Below are 17,264 nucleotides of genomic sequence, written 5' to 3' on the forward strand. Positions count from 1 at the left end.
GTCATAAAGATCAAGAAAACAGCAGGGCGTCAGCTGGCCCCTAATAGAATCAATGAAGAAATCACAGGTGTACCAGAAGTACGCTTAACCGGCATTGATGGTGAAGCTATTGGTGTGGTGAGCATCAGAGATGCTCAGAATTTGGCAGATGAAGCGGGTGTAGACCTAGTCGAAATTAGTCCAAACGCTGAACCTCCAGTATGTCGCATTATGGACTACGGTAAGTTCCTATTTGATAAAGCGAAAGCTCAAAAGGAACAAAAGAAGAAGCAAAAACAGGTTCAGGTTAAGGAAATCAAATTCCGTCCTGGAACTGACGAAAACGACTATCAGGTAAAACTACGCAACCTGATACGTTTTCTGGAAGACGGGGACAAAGCGAAAATTACGCTGCGTTTCCGAGGCCGCGAAATGGCTCACCAAAACCTGGGTATGGATCTGTTGAACCGTATCAAAACAGATTTGGATGAGTATGCAATTGTTGAATCCTTCCCGAAAATGGAAGGCCGACAAGCCATTATGGTGCTCGCGCCTAAAAAGAAATAAGTAGGGCAACCTATAAAAGTAGCGAAGGCTATATGCCTTCGCTCGCCTTGCTTTTTATTTAACATCCCAATGCGGAGTTTTAGTAATGCCTAAAATGAAAACCGACAGAGGTGTAGCGAAGCGTTTTAAGAAAACCGCTAATGGTTTCAAGCGCAAGCAAGCCCATTTACGTCACATTCTGACCAAAAAGAGCACTAAGCGTAAGCGTCACTTACGTAACAAGTGTTTAGTTGCTAAAGTTGACGTTCCAGCAATCGCGCGTCAATTACCATACGCTTAATTTAGGAGATTAGAAAATGCCAAGAGTTAAGCGTGGTGTAACCGCACGTGCTCGTCACAAGAAAGTTTTAAAATTAGCTAAAGGTTATTATGGCGCTCGTAGCCGTACTTACCGCGTTGCTGTTCAAGCAGTAACTAAAGCTGGTCAATATGCTTACCGTGACCGTCGTCAGAAAAAACGTCAATTCCGTCAACTGTGGATTGCACGTATTAATGCTGCAGCTCGTCAAAATGGTCTGTCTTACAGCCGTTTCATCAACGGTCTGAAAAAGGCGTCTATCGAAATCGATCGTAAGATTTTGGCTGACATCGCTGTATTCGACAAAGTTGTATTCGCAACTTTAGTTGAAAAAGCAAAAGAAGCGTTAAACTAAGAAATTAGTTTGCCGCACTTAAGAGGGGACCATTTGGTCCCTTTTTTTGTTACTGTTTTTCAGGCTTACTTCAGACGAGTCACAAAATACAGATAAAAAATAGCAGGCTGATGCCTGCTATTTTTATTTGAATCTCGCTAAAACTAAGAACCTGATCCGATGGTTTCTTCGCGTGATTACTTTTTAGCGTCTAAGTAACGCTCAGCATCTAATGCTGCCATACAGCCTGTACCCGCAGAGGTAATCGCTTGACGGTAATGTTGGTCCATAACGTCACCTGCGGCAAACACACCTTCAATGCTGGTTTGGGTCGCATTACCTTGAAGGCCGCTTTGCACCTTCAGATAACCGTTATTCATTTCTAACTGGCCTTCGAAGATTCCAGTATTTGGGCTGTGACCAATGGCCACGAACACACCGGCAACTGCCAGATCTGTGATAGCGCCATCTTTGGTGCTCTTCATTTTCAGGCCAGTCACACCCATAGCATCACCAACCACTTCTTCCATGGTTTGATCTAGGTGCAGGATAATGTTGCCGTTAGCTACTTTATCCATTAAACGGTCGATAAGAATTTTCTCTGAGCGGAAAGTGTCACGGCGATGAATTAAGTGCACTTCGGCGGCGATATTACTTAAATAAAGCGCTTCTTCAACGGCTGTGTTACCGCCACCAATGACTGCAACTTTCTGATTGCGATAGAAGAAACCATCACAGGTCGCACAGGCCGATACGCCGCGTCCTTTGAACGCTTCTTCTGACTCCAGACCTAAGTAACGGGCAGAGGCGCCTGTCGCAATGATCAGCGCATCACAAGTGTATTCGCCATTGTCGCCTTTTAAACGGAAAGGGCGCTCAGTCAGCGTGACTTCATTGATATGGTCGAAAAGGATTTCAGTATCAAACTTTTCCGCATGCTTTTGCATACGTTCCATTAATGCTGGACCCGTTAAGTCTTCAGCATCACCTGGCCAGTTTTCAACTTCAGTCGTGGTGGTTAACTGACCACCTTGCTGCATACCTGTGATCATCACAGGCTTTAAGTTTGCGCGCGCAGCATAAACTGCGGCCGTGTATCCTGCGGGACCTGAACCTAAAATCAATAGGTTACTGTGTCTGACTTGGCTCATTTTTCTCTCCGTGCCTTTAGCAAATTGCATGGATTGTAGGGAATTTACCTGTAGGGGTAAAGCGCTGTTTAGTGATTCTTTTAGATTATGCTAATCGAATCCTAAGGCAAATTGTCAGCCTGAGTTTACTGATGCTTTGGCTTATACCAATCACATTAAATATCTAATCAGTTCAAAGCCTCGCAGGCATTTCAATCCAAGGCGCATTGACGAAGAAATGGTTATTCCCTTTTAAGTCAATGTAACACCGGAGTGGGATGCCTGTGTGGCTCCCAAAGGGCAGGTTTCAACGCGCTTTATACTGCGTTTAAGACTTTCGACAGAGCGCCACTATGCCTTCAAGCCTTCGCCTTGTCTAAAGCGCGTTGAATTCCCGCTGAATGAACAGATATTTAATACGGTTGGTATTAAACCCTGCACGGGTGTAGATATTTGTGATCAACATAAAAAATCGGCCTCAACAGAGTGAGGCCGAACAAAGCAGAGTAGGTCAGAAGGACCTAGGCTCTCATATGATTAGGCTAATAAACTTGCTGGCGCTGTGTACTCAAGATTTAATGCTTGCGCCACTTCTTTACAAACCAGTTTGCCGTGCATCACGTTCAAACCGTTCAGTAAGTGTTTGTCTTGTAGTAGGGCAGCTTTATAACCTAAGTTAGCTAACTTAAGGATATAAGGCAGAGTCGCGTTATTCAGGGCGAAGGTTGAAGTGCGGGCAACAGCACCTGGCATGTTCGCGACACAGTAATGCACTACATCATCAACGATGTAAGTTGGATCTTGGTGAGTCGTTGCATGTGAAGTTTCCACACAACCACCTTGGTCGATTGCTACATCAACGATAGCACTACCTGGCTTCATGCGAGCGATCATGCTACGTGTCACAAGCTTAGGCGCCGCAGCACCTGGAATTAATACGCCACCAATCACGAGATCAGCTTCTAATACATGGCGCTCGATCGCATCGGCAGTTGAGTAAACAGCCTTAACTGCAGAACCAAATTGTACGTTTAAGCGACGCAGTGCATCGATGCTACGGTCAAGCACAACCACATCAGCGCCCATGCCCACAGCCATTTGTGCAGCATTGGTACCGACCATACCACCGCCGATGATCACTACTTTTGCAGGCTCTACACCTGGTACACCGCCTAAAAGCATGCCACGGCCACCAGAAGATTTTTCCAACGCCATCGCACCTGCTTGGATTGACATGCGGCCAGCCACTTCTGACATTGGGGCTAAAAGAGGCAAGCCACCACGGTCATCGGTTACTGTTTCGTAAGCGATACATACAGCACCACTTTTAATTAAATCTTCAGTTTGTGGTAAATCCGGCGCTAAATGCAGATAAGTGAATAAAATCTGGTCATGACGCAGCATAGCGCGTTCGACTGCTTGAGGCTCTTTTACCTTTACGATCATCTCTGCTTTAGCAAAGACTTCAGCAGCAGTTGCTAATATTTCGGCACCTGCATCAACATAATCCTGATCTGAAAAACCAATTCCCGTGCCGGCATTCGTTTCGACAAACACTTCATGACCTTTGATGGTCAATTCGCGAACGCTTGAAGGAACCATACCGACACGATACTCGTGGTTTTTAATTTCCTTTGGTACACCAATAATCATTTTTGAGCCTCAATTGCCTGAAAAACCCACTTTTAATGGGCATAATTGTTATTTTATCGTGACCTGAACGTGATTAATTCAGGGATATCTAGTATAGTATCGGCGACGCAGTTTATGCTGCTGAACTTTAGACATACGTAGAATAAAATGTTGTTTTAGTGATAAAGCAAGGTTAAATAAATGGCATATAATAAAAAGAGTCCTGTAAAAGACTTGGATCGCATCGATCGCAACATTCTTAATGAATTACAAATTGATGGACGCATTTCAAATGTGGAACTGTCTAAAAGAGTAGGATTAAGTCCCACTCCGTGTTTAGAAAGAGTGAAACGACTCGAAAAGCAAGGATATATCAACGGCTATACCGCCTTGGTTAATCCTCATTTCTTGGGTGCATCCCTACTGGTATTCGTGGAAATCACCTTGAGCCGTGATACTCCCGAAGTATTTGATAAGTTTAATCGCGCTGTGCAACTGTTAGATGATATTCAAGAGTGTCATCTGGTTTCTGGTGACTTTGACTACTTATTGAAGACACGTGTTTCTGATATGTCAGCTTATCGCCGTTTACTCGGTGAGACGCTGCTAAAATTACCTTCAGTGTCCGATACCCGTACTTACGTGGTGATGGAAGAAGTGAAACACACGAGTCGTGTCGCGATAAACCATCTGCTCTCCGATATTTAATACCCTGAACGTTTACAATAAGGGGCCTAGGCCCCTTATTTATTCCTACGCTCGCCGTTTCAAACTCAAAAATGACCTTGCTTAGCCCTTAGGTTTGCCAGCTTAAGGGCGAATTTTTATCTGGTTTTTATCTTCTGTTCCGCGGGTAAATTGGTTGCATAATAGTCAGTTAATGCTGAAAACCTGTGCTTTAGGTCATTAGCGCCGATTTTTTGCCTTGTACCAGTAATTCTTAGGATAAAAACGCCCTAAGATGCTCCACATTTAGTGGGATTCTGGTATCGTTAGCCCACCTGTTTTCATTTTTATGGATTAAGTCGTTTGTCTCAAGGAAATAGTGTACGCACGCTCTCAGGCCTGCAGCGTCTGCTCGAAGGCGGACTCATCATTTGCTGTGTTTTAGCCACCTATATTTTGCTTGCCTTAACCAGTTTTAGTCCGTCGGATCCGGGCTGGAGCCAGTCTCATTTTCAAGGCGATATCAAAAACTGGACGGGTGCAGTAGGGGCGTGGATTGCCGACATTCTGCTGTACTTTTTTGGCGTCACTGCTTACATCATGCCGATCATTGTGGCCTCTACAGGTTGGCTACTTTTCAAACGCGCCCATGATTTATTGGAAATTGACTACTTTTCAGTTGCACTGCGCATCATAGGTTTTCTGCTGCTTATTCTCGGTTTTTCGGCATTAGCCAGCATGAATGCTAATAACATCTATGAATTTTCCGCAGGCGGCGTGGCAGGGGATGTTATCGGCCAAGCCATGTTGCCGTATTTTAATAAGCTCGGCACGACCTTGTTGCTACTGTGCTTTTTAGGCTCGGGCTTTACGCTGTTAACCGGGATCAGCTGGTTAACTGTGGTCGAGAAGGTCGGCTTTGTTTCTATTTGGTGCTTCAGAAAGCTCAAACGTCTGCCACAGGCACTAAAACGTGAGCGTGAAACCGAAGATACCCGCGGTTTTATGACGGTCGTTGATAAGTTTAAGCAGCGCCGTGATTCGCAGCACCAGCTTGAAAAAGCCCGAGTGCGTGAGCCTGAAGTCGCACCGAGTCGCATCTTTACCACTCGCCCAGTGAAGGAAGAAAAGGAAGAAGAAGTCAGCGACGAAATCATCACCGAAGCGAGTACAGGGAAGGGCAAGCTGTCGGCGCTCGCAAAAATCTTGAGTTTAAACAGCAATAAAGCCAAGGCTGAACCTAAAGGCCAACAACGTGTTGAGCCCCAATTGGACCAAGCCAGCGCCGTGGCTGAACATGGTCATTTTGAGGCGCCGCCTTGGGTGGCTAAACCCAAAGAAGCCGAGTTAGATTTAGAGGATGAAACTGACTTCAAGGCGCACGTTTTCGAAGATGAAGATGACGACGATGAACCCGTATTCCATCGTGAAACCATGCTCGATGACGAGGATGAAGACGAGTTAGGTTTCAACGATGAAGATGTCATCGATTTTGATACTAAAGCCTCAACGGGCGCAGTGACTCAAGCGCAACGTCAAAAAGAAGCGCCAAAGGCGAAGATTGTCGATGGTATTGTGGTTTTACCGGGACAAGAAGATAAACCTATCCCTGCAAAACCTATGGATCCGCTGCCAAGCATCAGCTTGCTGGATGTGCCTAATCGTAAAAAGAATCCGATAAGTCCAGAGGAATTAGAGCAAGTTGCCCGTTTAGTCGAGGCCAAGCTTGCCGACTTTAACATTGTGGCCACAGTGGTGGGGGTTTATCCCGGTCCTGTGATCACCCGTTTTGAGCTAGATTTAGCCCCAGGCATTAAAGCCTCGAAGATTTCAAACCTCGCTAACGACCTCGCACGTTCACTTCTGGCCGAGCGTGTGCGTGTGGTTGAGGTCATTCCGGGTAAATCCTATGTGGGTCTCGAACTGCCAAACAAGTTCCGCGAAACCGTGTACATGCGCGATGTGCTCGATTGTGAAGCCTTTACCGAGAGCAAATCGAACCTGACCATGGTGCTTGGCCAAGACATTTCCGGCGAGCCTGTGGTGGTTGATTTAGGCAAAATGCCGCACTTACTGGTTGCCGGTACCACGGGTTCGGGTAAATCGGTCGGGGTGAACGTGATGATCACCAGCTTATTGTATAAGTCTGGCCCTGAAGATGTTCGTTTTATCATGATCGACCCGAAAATGCTGGAATTATCGGTTTATGAAGGCATCCCACATTTACTTTGTGAAGTGGTTACCGACATGAAGGAAGCCGCCAATGCGCTGCGCTGGTGTGTGGGTGAGATGGAGCGCCGCTATAAGCTAATGTCTATGATGGGCGTTCGTAACATCAAGGGATATAACGCGAAGATTGCCGAAGCGAAAGCCAATGGCGAAGTGATTTTAGACCCCATGTGGAAGTCATCTGACAGCATGGAGCCTGAGGCGCCAGCCTTGGATAAACTGCCATCGATTGTGGTTGTCGTCGACGAATTTGCTGACATGATGATGATTGTCGGTAAAAAAGTGGAAGAGCTGATCGCCCGTATCGCCCAAAAGGCCCGTGCAGCTGGTATCCATTTAATCCTTGCGACCCAACGTCCATCGGTGGATGTGATCACAGGTTTAATTAAAGCCAACATCCCGACACGGATGGCGTTCCAAGTGTCTTCCCGTATCGACTCCCGTACCATTTTGGATCAGCAAGGCGCTGAAACCTTGTTGGGTATGGGTGATATGTTGTATTTACCACCAGGAACCGCGGTGCCAAACCGTGTCCATGGTGCATTTATTGATGACCATGAGGTTCACCGTGTGGTGGCCGATTGGTTCGCCCGTGGTAAACCACAATACATTGATGAGATCCTCAATGGCGTGAGTGAGGGCGAACAAGTGCTCTTGCCGGGTGAAACCGCCGAATCCGATGAGGAATACGACCCGCTTTACGATGAGGCCGTCGCCTTTGTGACCGAAACCCGCAGAGGTTCGATTTCGAGCGTACAGCGTAAGTTTAAGATTGGTTATAACCGTGCAGCACGTATTATCGAACAAATGGAAATGCAGGGCGTGGTCTCGGCGCAGGGCCATAATGGTAACCGCGAAGTGCTGGCACCGCCGGCCCCGAAACACTATTAATGTTAAGCTAGATGTCAGTTTGAACTCGCCATAATGCGGCGAGTTCAACTTTTAGTCCAAAGGATACCTATGAAAAAACTGTTGTGTGCTGTGTTGTTATCACCATTGTTATACAGCAATGCAGTATTGGCCGATGACGCAACGCAATTGCGCGAAACCTTAAACGGTACTGAGTCTCTCAAAGCGGATTTCAAGCAAACCGTTACCGATATTAATAAAAAGGTTATCCAAACGGGCGCGGGTGTATTCGCGCTTGCCCATCCAAACCAGTTCTATTGGCATTTAACCGCACCCGATGAATCCCAAATTGTCGCCGACGGTAAAGATTTATGGATCTATAATCCCTTCGCCGAAGAAGTGGTGATCATGGATTTTGCCGAAGCCATTAATGCATCACCCATCGCCTTATTGGTTCACCGCGATGACACCACTTGGTCGCAATATAGCGTGACCCAAAAGCAAGACTGTTATGAAATCAAACCTAAGGCCACGGATGCTGGGATCTCCTCAGTCAATGTCTGTTTTAACAAAGGCATACTGAATAAATTTAATGTGCTCGATGATAAAGGTAACCTGAGCCAGTTTGATTTGAGCAATCAACACAGCATTAGCGCCGCGGATAAAGCGCTGTTTAAGTTTGTGTTGCCAGAAAACGTTGATGTGGATGATCAACGTCTTAAAACCCAATAGGTTTACGCGTGAGCAGTTTATCGTTTAATTTTGCGCCTGATTTTCGTCCCTTAGCCGCGCGTATGCGGCCAAGGACGATTGCCGAGTATATAGGTCAAGCCCATTTGTTGGGGGAAGGCCAACCACTGCGCCAAGCATTAGAAGCGGGCCGAGCCCATTCGATGATGTTATGGGGACCGCCGGGCACAGGTAAAACGACACTTGCCGAACTTATCGCCCATTATTCCAATGCCCATGTTGAACGTATCTCAGCGGTCACATCGGGGGTGAAAGACATTCGCGCCGCCATCGAGCAGGCGCAAGCCGTTGCTCAATCCCGTGGACAACGCACCTTGTTGTTTGTTGATGAAGTGCATCGCTTTAATAAGAGTCAGCAGGACGCCTTTTTGCCCTTCATTGAAGATGGCACTGTGATTTTTATTGGGGCGACTACTGAAAACCCTTCATTTGAAATCAATAACGCCTTACTGTCGCGGGCGCGTGTCTATCTTATCAAGCGCTTAAGCCAAGATGAGATAGTGCATATCATCACCCAAGCCTTAACGGATCCCGAACGTGGGTTAGGGCAACGTCAGTTAGTCATGCCAACAGATGTGCTCAATACGCTGGCGCAGCTCTGTGATGGCGATGCGCGCAAAGCACTAAACCTGCTTGAACTGATGAGCGATATGGTGGCCGATGGCGGCAGTTTTACCACTGAGATGCTAGTTCAAGTCGCCGGCCATCAAGTGGCAGGGTTCGATAAAAATGGCGATCAGTTTTACGATTTGATTTCGGCAGTACATAAATCGATTCGTGGCTCGGCACCCGATGCAGCACTGTATTGGTTTTGCCGTATTTTAGAAGGCGGCGGCGATCCGTTATATGTCGCCAGACGCTTATTAGCCATAGCCTCGGAAGATGTGGGCAATGCCGATCCTAATGCCATGACAGTAGCGCTCAATGCCTGGGATTGTTTCCACCGCGTCGGACCTGCCGAAGGTGAGCGGGCGATAGCCCAAGCAATTGTGTATTTAGCCAGTGCACCTAAGAGTAATGCCGTTTATACCGCCTTTAAAGCGGCGAGGGCGCTGGCACGCGAAACGGGCCAAGAGGCAGTGCCTTATCATCTGCGTAATGCGCCGACCAAACTTATGGCGGAAATGGGTTTTGGCGCCGAATATCGCTATGCCCACGATGAACCCAATGCCTATGCCAGCGGCGAGAATTATTTCCCCGAATCCTTACAAGAGTCGCAATTTTATTTCCCGACCGAACGCGGATTTGAGAAGCGGATTAAGGACAAATTGGCGCAATTAGCGCAATTAGATCAAGCCAGTGGGAGAAAAAGGTATGAATAATCTCTTACTTGTGGCCTTGGGTGGTTCCATTGGTGCGGTTTTTCGCTATCTTATTTCAATATTCATGATCCAAGTATTTGGCAGCAGTTTTCCTTTTGGTACACTGTTGGTCAATGTCCTCGGTTCATTTTTAATGGGCGTCATTTACGCACTGGGACAAATGAGTCATATCAGCCCAGAACTCAAAGCCCTGATCGGCGTTGGCCTGTTAGGCGCTTTGACAACGTTTTCAACTTTCTCAAACGAAACTTTATTGCTGATGCAAGAAGGAGATTGGTTGAAGGCGGCTTTGAATGTGGTGTTGAACCTAAGTCTATGTTTGTTTATGGTTTACTTAGGCCAACAACTGGTTTTTTCTCGCATTTAACTATTAAGAATATATCACATGTTAGATCCTAAATTTTTGCGCAACGAATTAGCAGTTACCGCTGAGCGATTAGCTACCCGTGGTTTTATTTTAGATGTCGCTCATCTCACTCAATTAGAAGAAAAACGTAAGTCACTGCAAGTGGCGACTGAAGAGTTACAAGCTTCGCGTAATGCTATTTCCAAGTCCATCGGACAAGCAAAAGCCCGCGGCGAAGATGTGGATGCCATCATGGCGCAGGTTGGCGATTTAGGTGCGCAATTAGATGCGAAGAAAGTCGAGCTGGCCGCGGTACTTGAAGAAGTGAACGCGATTGCCATGTCGATGCCAAACCTGCCAGATGAGTCTGCGCCTATCGGTGCTGATGAGACTGAGAACGTCGAAATTCGTCGTTGGGGCACACCACGCGGCTTCGATTTCCCAGTTAAAGACCATATCGATTTAGGTGAAGGCCTAAACGGTTTAGATTTTAAGAGCGCAGTGAAAATCACAGGCTCACGCTTTATCGTCATGAAAGGCCAAATCGCCCGTTTAAACCGTGCATTAGGTCAGTTCATGTTAGATCTGCACACCACTGAGCACGGTTATACCGAAGCTTACGTACCATTACTGGTTAACGAAGCAAGTTTACTGGGTACTGGCCAATTACCGAAGTTTGGTGAAGACTTGTTCCACACTAAACCTGCGACCGAAGAAGGCCAAGGCTTAAGCCTGATCCCAACCGCAGAAGTGCCATTAACGAACCTAGTGCGTGACAGCATTGTCGATGAAGATGAATTGCCGATTAAGTTAACCGCGCATACCGCTTGTTTCCGCAGTGAAGCGGGCTCATACGGTAAAGATACCCGTGGTCTTATCCGTCAGCACCAATTCGATAAAGTGGAATTAGTGCAACTGGTTAAGCCCGAAGACTCAATGGCGGCGCTCGAAGCGCTAACTGGCCACGCTGAAACCGTACTGCAACGCCTCGGCCTGCCATACCGTACAGTGATCCTGTGCACCGGTGACATGGGCTTTGGTTCAAGCAAAACCTACGATATCGAAGTGTGGTTACCAGGCCAAAACACTTACCGTGAGATCTCTTCATGTTCAAATATGAAGGACTTCCAAGCGCGTCGTATGCAAGCCCGTTACCGCGTTAAGGCAGATAACAAGCCTGCATTGCTGCACACCTTAAACGGCTCAGGCTTAGCGGTAGGTCGTACTTTAGTTGCGATTTTAGAGAACTATCAAAATGCCGATGGTAGCGTGACGATTCCTGAAGCACTGCGCCCATACATGGGTGGATTGACTCAGATCGGTTAATTGGCGTAACACAACACCATGGATAAAGGTCAACGTTATCTTCGTTGGCTTTCCTACACCGCTGTCATCGCCGTGTTTTGCGCAGTGATGTTGGCCACCCTAGGTAAAGCCGTCTGGGTTGTGTTAGAAAACGTGAAATAGCACGACTCAAATAAAAAGGTATATTCCACTGGAATATACCTTTTTTGTTAGCAGAATCGATTAAAGCTTAAATACACTTGGCAGGTTTAGGCAGGCCCGCAATCTTTGTCGCCTGTTTGGCAGGACCCACCGGAAAGAGGGTATAGAGGTACTTAGAGTTACCTTTATCCGGCCCTAAGCTTTGACCAATCGCTTTGACTAACACGCGAATTGCAGGGCTGGTTTTATATTCCAGATAAAAATCCCGAACAAAATTAACCACTTCCCAGTGAGCACTGGTCAGTTCAATCTGTTCTTCTTGGGCTAACAGCGGCGCCATATCCGGCTGCCAGTCGGCGATATTCTTTAAATAGCCTTGATGGTCGCGTTCAATTTCGACGCCATTGAATATAAGCGGATTTACCACGTGATCACCTTATCGTGCTGCAAAGATTGAGCGACAAACTCGTTGTAATCAATCTGACTAATGTTTTTAAGACGTTCCGTTAAGCCACGGGCAATGACATCGTCTTTGAGCACCATCACCTTAAAGGGCGATAGCGCCATGGCCCATTGGCGCAGTAATAATGCGTTAACGCCATCGCTCGAGAGTAAAATCGCATCCTCTTTGCAAGCATAACGTAGGCAAAGTTTGAGGGCATTGTCTCGGCTGGGCGAGGTTTGGATATGATGTAAAATCATTAGAATACTAAGACCTCATCAACGGCTTTTAAGTGAGCTGAGATGGCTTCATCGTTTAAGATAGTCACCGGAATAGACAACAAGCTATGGCTTAAACCGTAGTCACCTAAGGACTGTTTGCAGGCGAACACTGATTCGATGTCGTACAGCGGGAGCGCTTTTAGCGCCGCGAGGTAATCTTTACCACCGATAAGTTCGGGTTGTTGATCTTTAAGCAGATGCAACACGCCTTCATCGACAAACACTAAACTCACTTCTTGCTCAAAACTGGCGCTTAACAGGGCAAAGTCTAAGGCTTCGCGGCCTTTAGTAGTGCCATGAGGCGCGCTTCGGAACAATATACAGATTTTTTTCATAGCATTTCCGAAGCTTAAAAGCAGATCAAACGATCGGCTGATTCAATTCCCGTGACCAGTTCACCCAGTCCACCCATGATAAAAGAATGTTCAACATTCCAGTGGTTTAGCCCGTTCTCTTGTGCCTCTTGCTGCGAGACTATGCCGCGTCTTAATGCCGCAGAAACACAGTTCACGAGGGAGACTTGATGCTCGGCCGCCAGTTGTTTCCAGCCTTTAACCACATCATATTCATCGGATGCGGGTAAGTTAAAGTCCGTCGAGTTATACACGCCATCCTGGTAGAAAAACACGCAGACAATCTCATGTCCGCTTTGCAGGGAGGCTTGGGTGAAACGTAGGGCATTCACGCTTGCCGACGTGCCATAGGCTGGCCCGTTTACTTGGATAATAAATTTGCTCATCATAAAAAAAATGGCCCTAAAAGTAGGGCCATTTTAGCGTAAGTTTCCCGAAAAGGGGATTAATCATCGTTACCAATGCCAAGCAAATGCAAAATGGCAATAAACAGGTTTAAAAAGTCCAGATACAAGGAGATAGTGGCGCGGATATAGTTAGTCTCGCCGCCATTCACGATACGGCTAGTATCGAACAGGATAAAGCCGGTCATTAACAGCGCAAGACCCGCGTTAATCGCCATAAAGGCCACACTGTTACCCACGAAAATGTTAATCAGCGCAGCGGCGATGACCACAATCAATCCGGCGAACAGGAAACCACGTAGGAAAGAGAAGTCTTTCTTCGTCGTGACTGCATAGGCCGAGAGTGCAATAAAGATAACCGAGGTTAATCCTAAAGCTTGCATGATAAGCTCAGAGCCATTGGTCATGCCAGCGTAGTGGTTAAGCATGTAACCTAATGAGGCGCCTTCCATACCGGTGAAGGCAAATACCCAGAAAATACCCGCAGCCGAGTCAGCTTTGCGTAGGGTAACAAACAACAGCACTAAACCACCGATAGATAAACCGAGTGACATCAGAGGGCTGATATTGAGTGCCATCGCTAAGCCTGCACACAATGCCGAGAAGGCGAGGGTCATGGCCAACAATAAATAGGTATTTTTAAGAAGTTTATTCACTTCTAGGGTGGATGCACTCGCTGAGTACAAGGTTTGCTGAGTCATATCTTTCTCCATTAGCTTTTAAATCCAAACTGATCATTTTGATTTTTAACGGGGACGAGAGTTCCCATCAATATCGCAAATCCAGTAAAACTGGGTGAATACTACCTAAAACAGCGCTGGGCTTAAAGGATTCACGCCACAAATAACAAGTTGTAATGACTGATTTTTCTGAGCGGCCTAACGCTTAAGGCGTATTTCGTTACACCAGTGCAACACAAAGACTTTAAAACAAGCTTAATCCTGAGGTAATGCAGTAATATTACGCCAACCATTCACGGTGTAATTTCTCAGTATCCCCTAAGTAGTCGAGCACCCAAGCAAGGGCGGGCGACATCTTGTCGGCGTTCCAAGCTAGGCAACAGGGGCTGGTTAATTTAGGATTTTCAAGCTGCTTTTCAACCAAAGCGCCCGCTTTAATAAATACGCTGGCTAAATGTACTGGCATATAGCCGATGCCTAGTCCCTCTCTAAAGCAGTTAATCGCGCGGATCCAATCCGGCACTACGAGTCTGCGTTGATTCTCCAATAACCAGGTCATGCGCTTAGGAATTTCCCGCGAGGTATCTTCCAAACAAATGGAGGGGAAGGGACGCAGTTCATCATCGGTCAAGGGGCGATCAATACTGGCTAAGGGATGGTTTTTACTCACCAAAAATGCCCATTGGATATCGCCCATGTCCTTATACTGGTATACACCACCTACAGGGATAGCAGTGGTTGCGCCAATGGCGATATCACTGCGCCCGGTTGCAAGTGCCTCCCACACCCCGTTAAAGACCTCGATGCGGATGATAAGCTCAATATCATGGAAATGGCGGTAAAAGTCGGCGATTAATACGCTAATTCTGTCGGCACGCACTATGTTATCTAAGGCGATAGACAGTGTGGGTTGCCAGCCGTTGGCCACACGCTGGGTGCCGCGTTTCATCTCATCCATTTGAGTCAGCAAGTTTCTGGCTTGCTTAACAAAATGCTCTCCCGCGGGGGTCAAGGTCACGCTGCGGTGGTGGCGCTCAAATAACACGACGCCAAGTTCTTCTTCGATTTGTTTAACGGCATAACTGACCGCAGAAGGGACCTTGTGCAGTCGATTGGCTGCCGCCGTAAAACTCCCCACCCGGGCCACGATATCAATGAGTTCTAACGCTTGTTCCGAGAGCATAGCTGACATCCATTGTGATGAAAATAATTGATAGCATCTGTCAAAAATAAACGTTTCCAATCAAATTAACAAGTATTTAGACTGCACGCCTTAAGTCTTTTGACATGATTATTTTATGAAAACGTCTAGTAATATCTTTGTAAATATGAAGTTTTTTATATTTTTATTCTATTTGGCCTTATTGAGCATGTTAGGCTTTATTGCCACTGACATGTATTTACCTGCTTTCAAAGCAATTGAAAGTTCGTTCAATTCTTCACCGTCACAAGTGGCAATGTCGCTCACCTGTTTTCTGGCCGGTTTAGCCTTAGGGCAACTGATTTATGGCCCTTTGGTCAGTAAACTCGGCAAACGTTATGCTCTTATCCTCGGCCTTGGCATTTTTGCGCTCGCCAGTGTGGCCATCGCCAATAGCGATTCGATACTGATGCTGAACATCGCTCGCTTCTTCCAAGCCGTAGGCGCCTGTAGTGCAGGGGTCATCTGGCAAGCGATTGTGGTCGAACAGTATGATGCCGAAAAAGCGCAGGGAATTTTCAGTAACATTATGCCGTTAGTGGCATTATCACCCGCATTAGCCCCCATCCTTGGTGCTTATATTCTGAACGATTTTGGATGGCGTGCAATCTTTATCTCATTGTGTGTGATTGCCTTTTTATTGGTATTGATGACCTTATACTTCGTGCCGAGCCATGCAGAGCATCAGGATGCTAAACCAAGCGCGGTTTCCTACGGGCAGATTTTGAAAAATACCCGTTACCTTGGCAATGTGGTGATTTTTGGTGCCTGTTCGGGTGCGTTTTTCGCATATCTTACTGTATGGCCGATTGTGATGGAGCAACACGGCTATCAGGCAACTGAGATTGGGCTGAGCTTTATTCCGCAAACCATCATGTTTATTGTGGGTGGATACGCGAGTAAGTTGTTGATAAAACGCATTGGTGCCGACCGTACACTCAACGTATTGCTGACCATTTTTGGACTCTGCGTTATCTCGATTGTGTTTTTCACCTTATTAATGAAGGCGGAAACCATTTTCCCACTGCTGATTTCCTTCTCGATACTCGCAGCGGCGAACGGGGCGATTTATCCGATTGTAGTAAACAGTGCTTTGCAACAATTCACTCAAAATGCGGCTAAGGCGGCAGGATTACAGAACTTTTTGCAAATCACCATCGCCTTTGGCGCCTCAAGCTTAGTCGCGCTCTGGGCAAGTTCAGGAGAAGTCGCCATAGGTTGGGGGATTCTGAGCTGTTCATTAGTAGTGATCTTAGGTTACCTGTTAAAAACCGAGCAAACTTGGGCTGATTTTGCTAAACACTTTACTGCACCGGATCCTGCTCGTCTTGGGATCAATGCAGATACGAAGCAAAATCAAGCAGATTGAATGTAATACGAGCAGTTAGCGCAGAATTATCAGTTAGTGCTTTACAGTCCGTAAACTAACTTATATTATGCGCATCGTTCGGAGGGGTGGCAGAGTGGTTTAATGCACCGGTCTTGAAAACCGGCGTGGGTTTATAGCCCACCCAGGGTTCAAATCCCTGCTCCTCCGCCATATTCTACGGAAAAGCCATCAGCAATGATGGCTTTTTTGTTTTTGGAATTTCGAAAGTTGAACCTAGGGTTCCTTATGCTAAGCGCAGTTCCTTCACCCTATTCAGATAAAAAGGCCGCTAAGTTATTAGCGGCCTTTTTCTTTCGCACTAGATTTAATTTCCCAATAGCTTGGTTGTTCAAATAGCAAAGTAGCTTAGGTGAAGTAAGGCTAGGTTAAGTGAGCTTATGCCTAATAAGGCTTAGCGCAAAAGTTTCATAGGCAGGAACCGTTTCACTCCCCACCCATGTGCAATAAATACAGTCGGGATCGTTCAATGCAAGTCCCAGAGCATCAAGATAGTCGGGGCCGTTGACCACGAAAAACTGCTTTTTATAGGGCAACAACACCATCTGCGGTGCTTGCTCTAAAAAAGCCAACGCCTCATCAAAACCGCTAAACCAGTGATTGAGCAAGGTATCGCAGCGCCTGTTATGGAATAGGGTACCTAAGTCTTCACCAATTAACGCTTGCCCCGATAACACTCTTTGGCAGTGATTAAAATCTGTAAAACCGAGCTCTCGGGCCAAGACGCTTTGGCAATGCTTGAGTTGGATGTCCTGCTGGGTTAAACCTTGCTTATTCATCAAGGAGGCGAGTTTATCTAGCGCCACTACATCGCCAGCTTGGCAGGCTTTAAGGCGCTTTTTAGCGAGGATTTTGACTTCAGTTAAGGCGCGTGGTGCTGGGGTAATTTGTTGTATCACAAACAATTCTCCTAAGTTTTATTGGCATCTCCGCTAAGCCAAACCTAATCAATTGTTGTGTCATACATG

General features: G+C 46.6%; 21 protein-coding genes and 1 tRNA gene. 13 read left to right on the top strand and 9 right to left on the bottom strand.

Annotated elements, in window-relative coordinates:
• Positions 1–3 precede the first annotated feature (3 nt).
• From infC to rplT, 3 genes are all read left to right on the top strand, one after another.
• Positions 4–546 carry a translation initiation factor IF-3 gene (gene infC, locus K0H59_RS10760; RefSeq protein ID WP_084294816.1) on the top strand — a complete coding sequence of 181 codons (543 nt, stop codon included), beginning with the start codon at positions 4–6 and terminating at the stop codon, positions 544–546.
• A gap of 85 nt (positions 547–631) precedes the next feature.
• A complete protein-coding gene (gene rpmI, locus K0H59_RS10765; protein WP_011072303.1) occupies positions 632–826 on the top strand; it encodes a 50S ribosomal protein L35 in 195 nt (64 codons plus the stop codon).
• Between the two features lie 16 nt (positions 827–842).
• The gene (gene rplT / locus K0H59_RS10770; protein ID WP_006081652.1) at positions 843–1,199 is read left to right on the top strand and encodes a 50S ribosomal protein L20; all 357 of its coding nucleotides are present in this window, start codon (positions 843–845) and stop codon (positions 1,197–1,199) included.
• A 176-nt stretch (positions 1,200–1,375) separates the two neighbouring features.
• Here rplT and trxB read toward each other — a convergent pair whose 3' ends face one another.
• Entirely contained in the window at positions 1,376–2,329 is a 954-nt protein-coding gene (trxB, locus tag K0H59_RS10775; protein ID WP_011717030.1) for a thioredoxin-disulfide reductase, read from the bottom strand.
• A 265-nt stretch (positions 2,330–2,594) separates the two neighbouring features.
• Here trxB and K0H59_RS21255 point away from each other — a divergent pair, with 265 nt between their 5' ends.
• Positions 2,595–2,798, top strand: coding sequence for a hypothetical protein (locus K0H59_RS21255; RefSeq protein ID WP_088212411.1), 204 nt, complete (start codon positions 2,595–2,597; stop codon positions 2,796–2,798).
• Between the two features lie 47 nt (positions 2,799–2,845).
• Here K0H59_RS21255 and ald read toward each other — a convergent pair whose 3' ends face one another.
• Positions 2,846–3,961, bottom strand: a complete 1,116-nt coding sequence (gene ald, locus K0H59_RS10780) for an alanine dehydrogenase (RefSeq protein WP_011717031.1) — start codon at positions 3,959–3,961, stop codon at positions 2,846–2,848.
• 180 nt (positions 3,962–4,141) lie between these two features.
• Between ald and lrp the strand changes: the two genes are divergently transcribed.
• The 7 genes from lrp to K0H59_RS21260 all read left to right on the top strand — a co-directional run bounded on the left by lrp (position 4,142) and on the right by K0H59_RS21260 (position 11,569).
• The gene (lrp, locus tag K0H59_RS10785) at positions 4,142–4,648 is read left to right on the top strand and encodes a leucine-responsive transcriptional regulator Lrp (RefSeq protein ID WP_007647640.1); all 507 of its coding nucleotides are present in this window, start codon (positions 4,142–4,144) and stop codon (positions 4,646–4,648) included.
• 321 nt (positions 4,649–4,969) lie between these two features.
• A complete protein-coding gene (locus K0H59_RS10790; protein WP_220053120.1) occupies positions 4,970–7,726 on the top strand; it encodes a DNA translocase FtsK in 2,757 nt (918 codons plus the stop codon).
• Between the two features lie 69 nt (positions 7,727–7,795).
• Positions 7,796–8,416: an outer membrane lipoprotein chaperone LolA gene (gene lolA / locus K0H59_RS10795; protein ID WP_220053121.1), complete on the top strand. Its 621-nt coding sequence runs from the start codon at positions 7,796–7,798 to the stop codon at positions 8,414–8,416.
• Positions 8,417–8,424: 8 nt separating this feature from the next.
• On the top strand, positions 8,425–9,756 hold the full coding sequence (locus tag K0H59_RS10800) for a replication-associated recombination protein A (protein ID WP_220053122.1): 1,332 nt from the start codon (positions 8,425–8,427) through the stop codon (positions 9,754–9,756).
• A complete protein-coding gene (crcB, locus tag K0H59_RS10805; protein ID WP_011622732.1) occupies positions 9,749–10,123 on the top strand; it encodes a fluoride efflux transporter CrcB in 375 nt (124 codons plus the stop codon). The genes K0H59_RS10800 and crcB overlap by 8 nt, the downstream gene beginning before the upstream one ends.
• An 18-nt stretch (positions 10,124–10,141) precedes the next feature.
• Positions 10,142–11,428 carry a serine--tRNA ligase gene (gene serS / locus K0H59_RS10810; protein WP_220053123.1) on the top strand — a complete coding sequence of 429 codons (1,287 nt, stop codon included), beginning with the start codon at positions 10,142–10,144 and terminating at the stop codon, positions 11,426–11,428.
• A gap of 18 nt (positions 11,429–11,446) precedes the next feature.
• Positions 11,447–11,569, top strand: a complete 123-nt coding sequence (locus K0H59_RS21260) for a hypothetical protein (RefSeq protein ID WP_011622734.1) — start codon at positions 11,447–11,449, stop codon at positions 11,567–11,569.
• Between the two features lie 67 nt (positions 11,570–11,636).
• On the opposite strand, the gene K0H59_RS10815 is transcribed toward K0H59_RS21260, so the two are convergent.
• The 6 genes from K0H59_RS10815 to punR form a co-directional block, all read right to left on the bottom strand.
• Positions 11,637–11,975 carry a TusE/DsrC/DsvC family sulfur relay protein gene (locus K0H59_RS10815; RefSeq protein ID WP_088212406.1) on the bottom strand — a complete coding sequence of 113 codons (339 nt, stop codon included), beginning with the start codon at positions 11,973–11,975 and terminating at the stop codon, positions 11,637–11,639.
• The gene (gene tusB, locus K0H59_RS10820; protein WP_011622736.1) at positions 11,969–12,250 is read right to left on the bottom strand and encodes a sulfurtransferase complex subunit TusB; all 282 of its coding nucleotides are present in this window, start codon (positions 12,248–12,250) and stop codon (positions 11,969–11,971) included. The genes K0H59_RS10815 and tusB overlap by 7 nt, the downstream gene beginning before the upstream one ends.
• Positions 12,250–12,606 (bottom strand): sulfurtransferase complex subunit TusC, encoded by a 357-nt coding sequence (gene tusC / locus K0H59_RS10825; protein WP_086904827.1) that lies wholly within the window; start codon positions 12,604–12,606, stop codon positions 12,250–12,252. The genes tusB and tusC overlap by 1 nt, the downstream gene beginning before the upstream one ends.
• Positions 12,607–12,620: 14 nt before the next feature.
• Positions 12,621–13,010 carry a sulfurtransferase complex subunit TusD gene (gene tusD / locus K0H59_RS10830; RefSeq protein ID WP_220055592.1) on the bottom strand — a complete coding sequence of 130 codons (390 nt, stop codon included), beginning with the start codon at positions 13,008–13,010 and terminating at the stop codon, positions 12,621–12,623.
• Between the two features lie 59 nt (positions 13,011–13,069).
• Positions 13,070–13,729: a Bax inhibitor-1/YccA family protein gene (locus K0H59_RS10835; protein ID WP_011717039.1), complete on the bottom strand. Its 660-nt coding sequence runs from the start codon at positions 13,727–13,729 to the stop codon at positions 13,070–13,072.
• Positions 13,730–13,988: 259 nt separating this feature from the next.
• Complete coding sequence (punR, locus tag K0H59_RS10840) at positions 13,989–14,891, bottom strand: DNA-binding transcriptional activator PunR (RefSeq protein ID WP_041408771.1); 903 nt, start codon at positions 14,889–14,891, stop codon at positions 13,989–13,991.
• 115 nt (positions 14,892–15,006) lie between these two features.
• Here punR and punC point away from each other — a divergent pair, with 115 nt between their 5' ends.
• Both punC and K0H59_RS10850 read left to right on the top strand, forming a co-directional pair.
• Complete coding sequence (punC, locus tag K0H59_RS10845; RefSeq protein ID WP_220053124.1) at positions 15,007–16,278, top strand: purine nucleoside transporter PunC; 1,272 nt, start codon at positions 15,007–15,009, stop codon at positions 16,276–16,278.
• A gap of 80 nt (positions 16,279–16,358) precedes the next feature.
• Positions 16,359–16,449: transfer RNA gene (locus tag K0H59_RS10850), tRNA-Ser, on the top strand.
• Positions 16,450–16,664: 215 nt separating this feature from the next.
• Here K0H59_RS10850 and K0H59_RS10855 read toward each other — a convergent pair.
• A complete protein-coding gene (locus K0H59_RS10855) occupies positions 16,665–17,195 on the bottom strand; it encodes a hypothetical protein (RefSeq protein ID WP_220053125.1) in 531 nt (176 codons plus the stop codon).
• Between the last annotated feature and the right edge of the window lie 69 nt (positions 17,196–17,264).

It is taken from the genome of Shewanella sp. FJAT-51649, assembly GCF_019457435.1.
Taxonomy (GTDB): Bacteria; Pseudomonadota; Gammaproteobacteria; order Enterobacterales; family Shewanellaceae; genus Shewanella; species Shewanella mangrovisoli.

Excerpts from the sequence above, each read along its gene's own strand:
- rpmI (WP_011072303.1), top strand. The coding sequence starts at position 632 with ATGCCTAAAATGAAAACCGACAGAGGTGTAGCGAAGCGTTTTAAGAAA.
- rplT (WP_006081652.1), top strand. The coding sequence starts at position 843 with ATGCCAAGAGTTAAGCGTGGTGTAACCGCACGTGCTCGTCACAAGAAA.
- trxB (WP_011717030.1), bottom strand. The coding sequence starts at position 2,329 with ATGAGCCAAGTCAGACACAGTAACCTATTGATTTTAGGTTCAGGTCCC.
- ald (WP_011717031.1), bottom strand. The coding sequence starts at position 3,961 with ATGATTATTGGTGTACCAAAGGAAATTAAAAACCACGAGTATCGTGTC.
- lrp (WP_007647640.1), top strand. The coding sequence starts at position 4,142 with ATGGCATATAATAAAAAGAGTCCTGTAAAAGACTTGGATCGCATCGAT.
- lolA (WP_220053121.1), top strand. The coding sequence starts at position 7,796 with ATGAAAAAACTGTTGTGTGCTGTGTTGTTATCACCATTGTTATACAGC.
- crcB (WP_011622732.1), top strand. The coding sequence starts at position 9,749 with ATGAATAATCTCTTACTTGTGGCCTTGGGTGGTTCCATTGGTGCGGTT.
- serS (WP_220053123.1), top strand. The coding sequence starts at position 10,142 with ATGTTAGATCCTAAATTTTTGCGCAACGAATTAGCAGTTACCGCTGAG.
- K0H59_RS21260 (WP_011622734.1), top strand. The coding sequence starts at position 11,447 with ATGGATAAAGGTCAACGTTATCTTCGTTGGCTTTCCTACACCGCTGTC.
- tusB (WP_011622736.1), bottom strand. The coding sequence starts at position 12,250 with ATGATTTTACATCATATCCAAACCTCGCCCAGCCGAGACAATGCCCTC.
- tusC (WP_086904827.1), bottom strand. The coding sequence starts at position 12,606 with ATGAAAAAAATCTGTATATTGTTCCGAAGCGCGCCTCATGGCACTACT.
- tusD (WP_220055592.1), bottom strand. The coding sequence starts at position 13,010 with ATGAGCAAATTTATTATCCAAGTAAACGGGCCAGCCTATGGCACGTCG.
- K0H59_RS10835 (WP_011717039.1), bottom strand. The coding sequence starts at position 13,729 with ATGACTCAGCAAACCTTGTACTCAGCGAGTGCATCCACCCTAGAAGTG.
- punR (WP_041408771.1), bottom strand. The coding sequence starts at position 14,891 with ATGCTCTCGGAACAAGCGTTAGAACTCATTGATATCGTGGCCCGGGTG.
- punC (WP_220053124.1), top strand. The coding sequence starts at position 15,007 with ATGAAAACGTCTAGTAATATCTTTGTAAATATGAAGTTTTTTATATTT.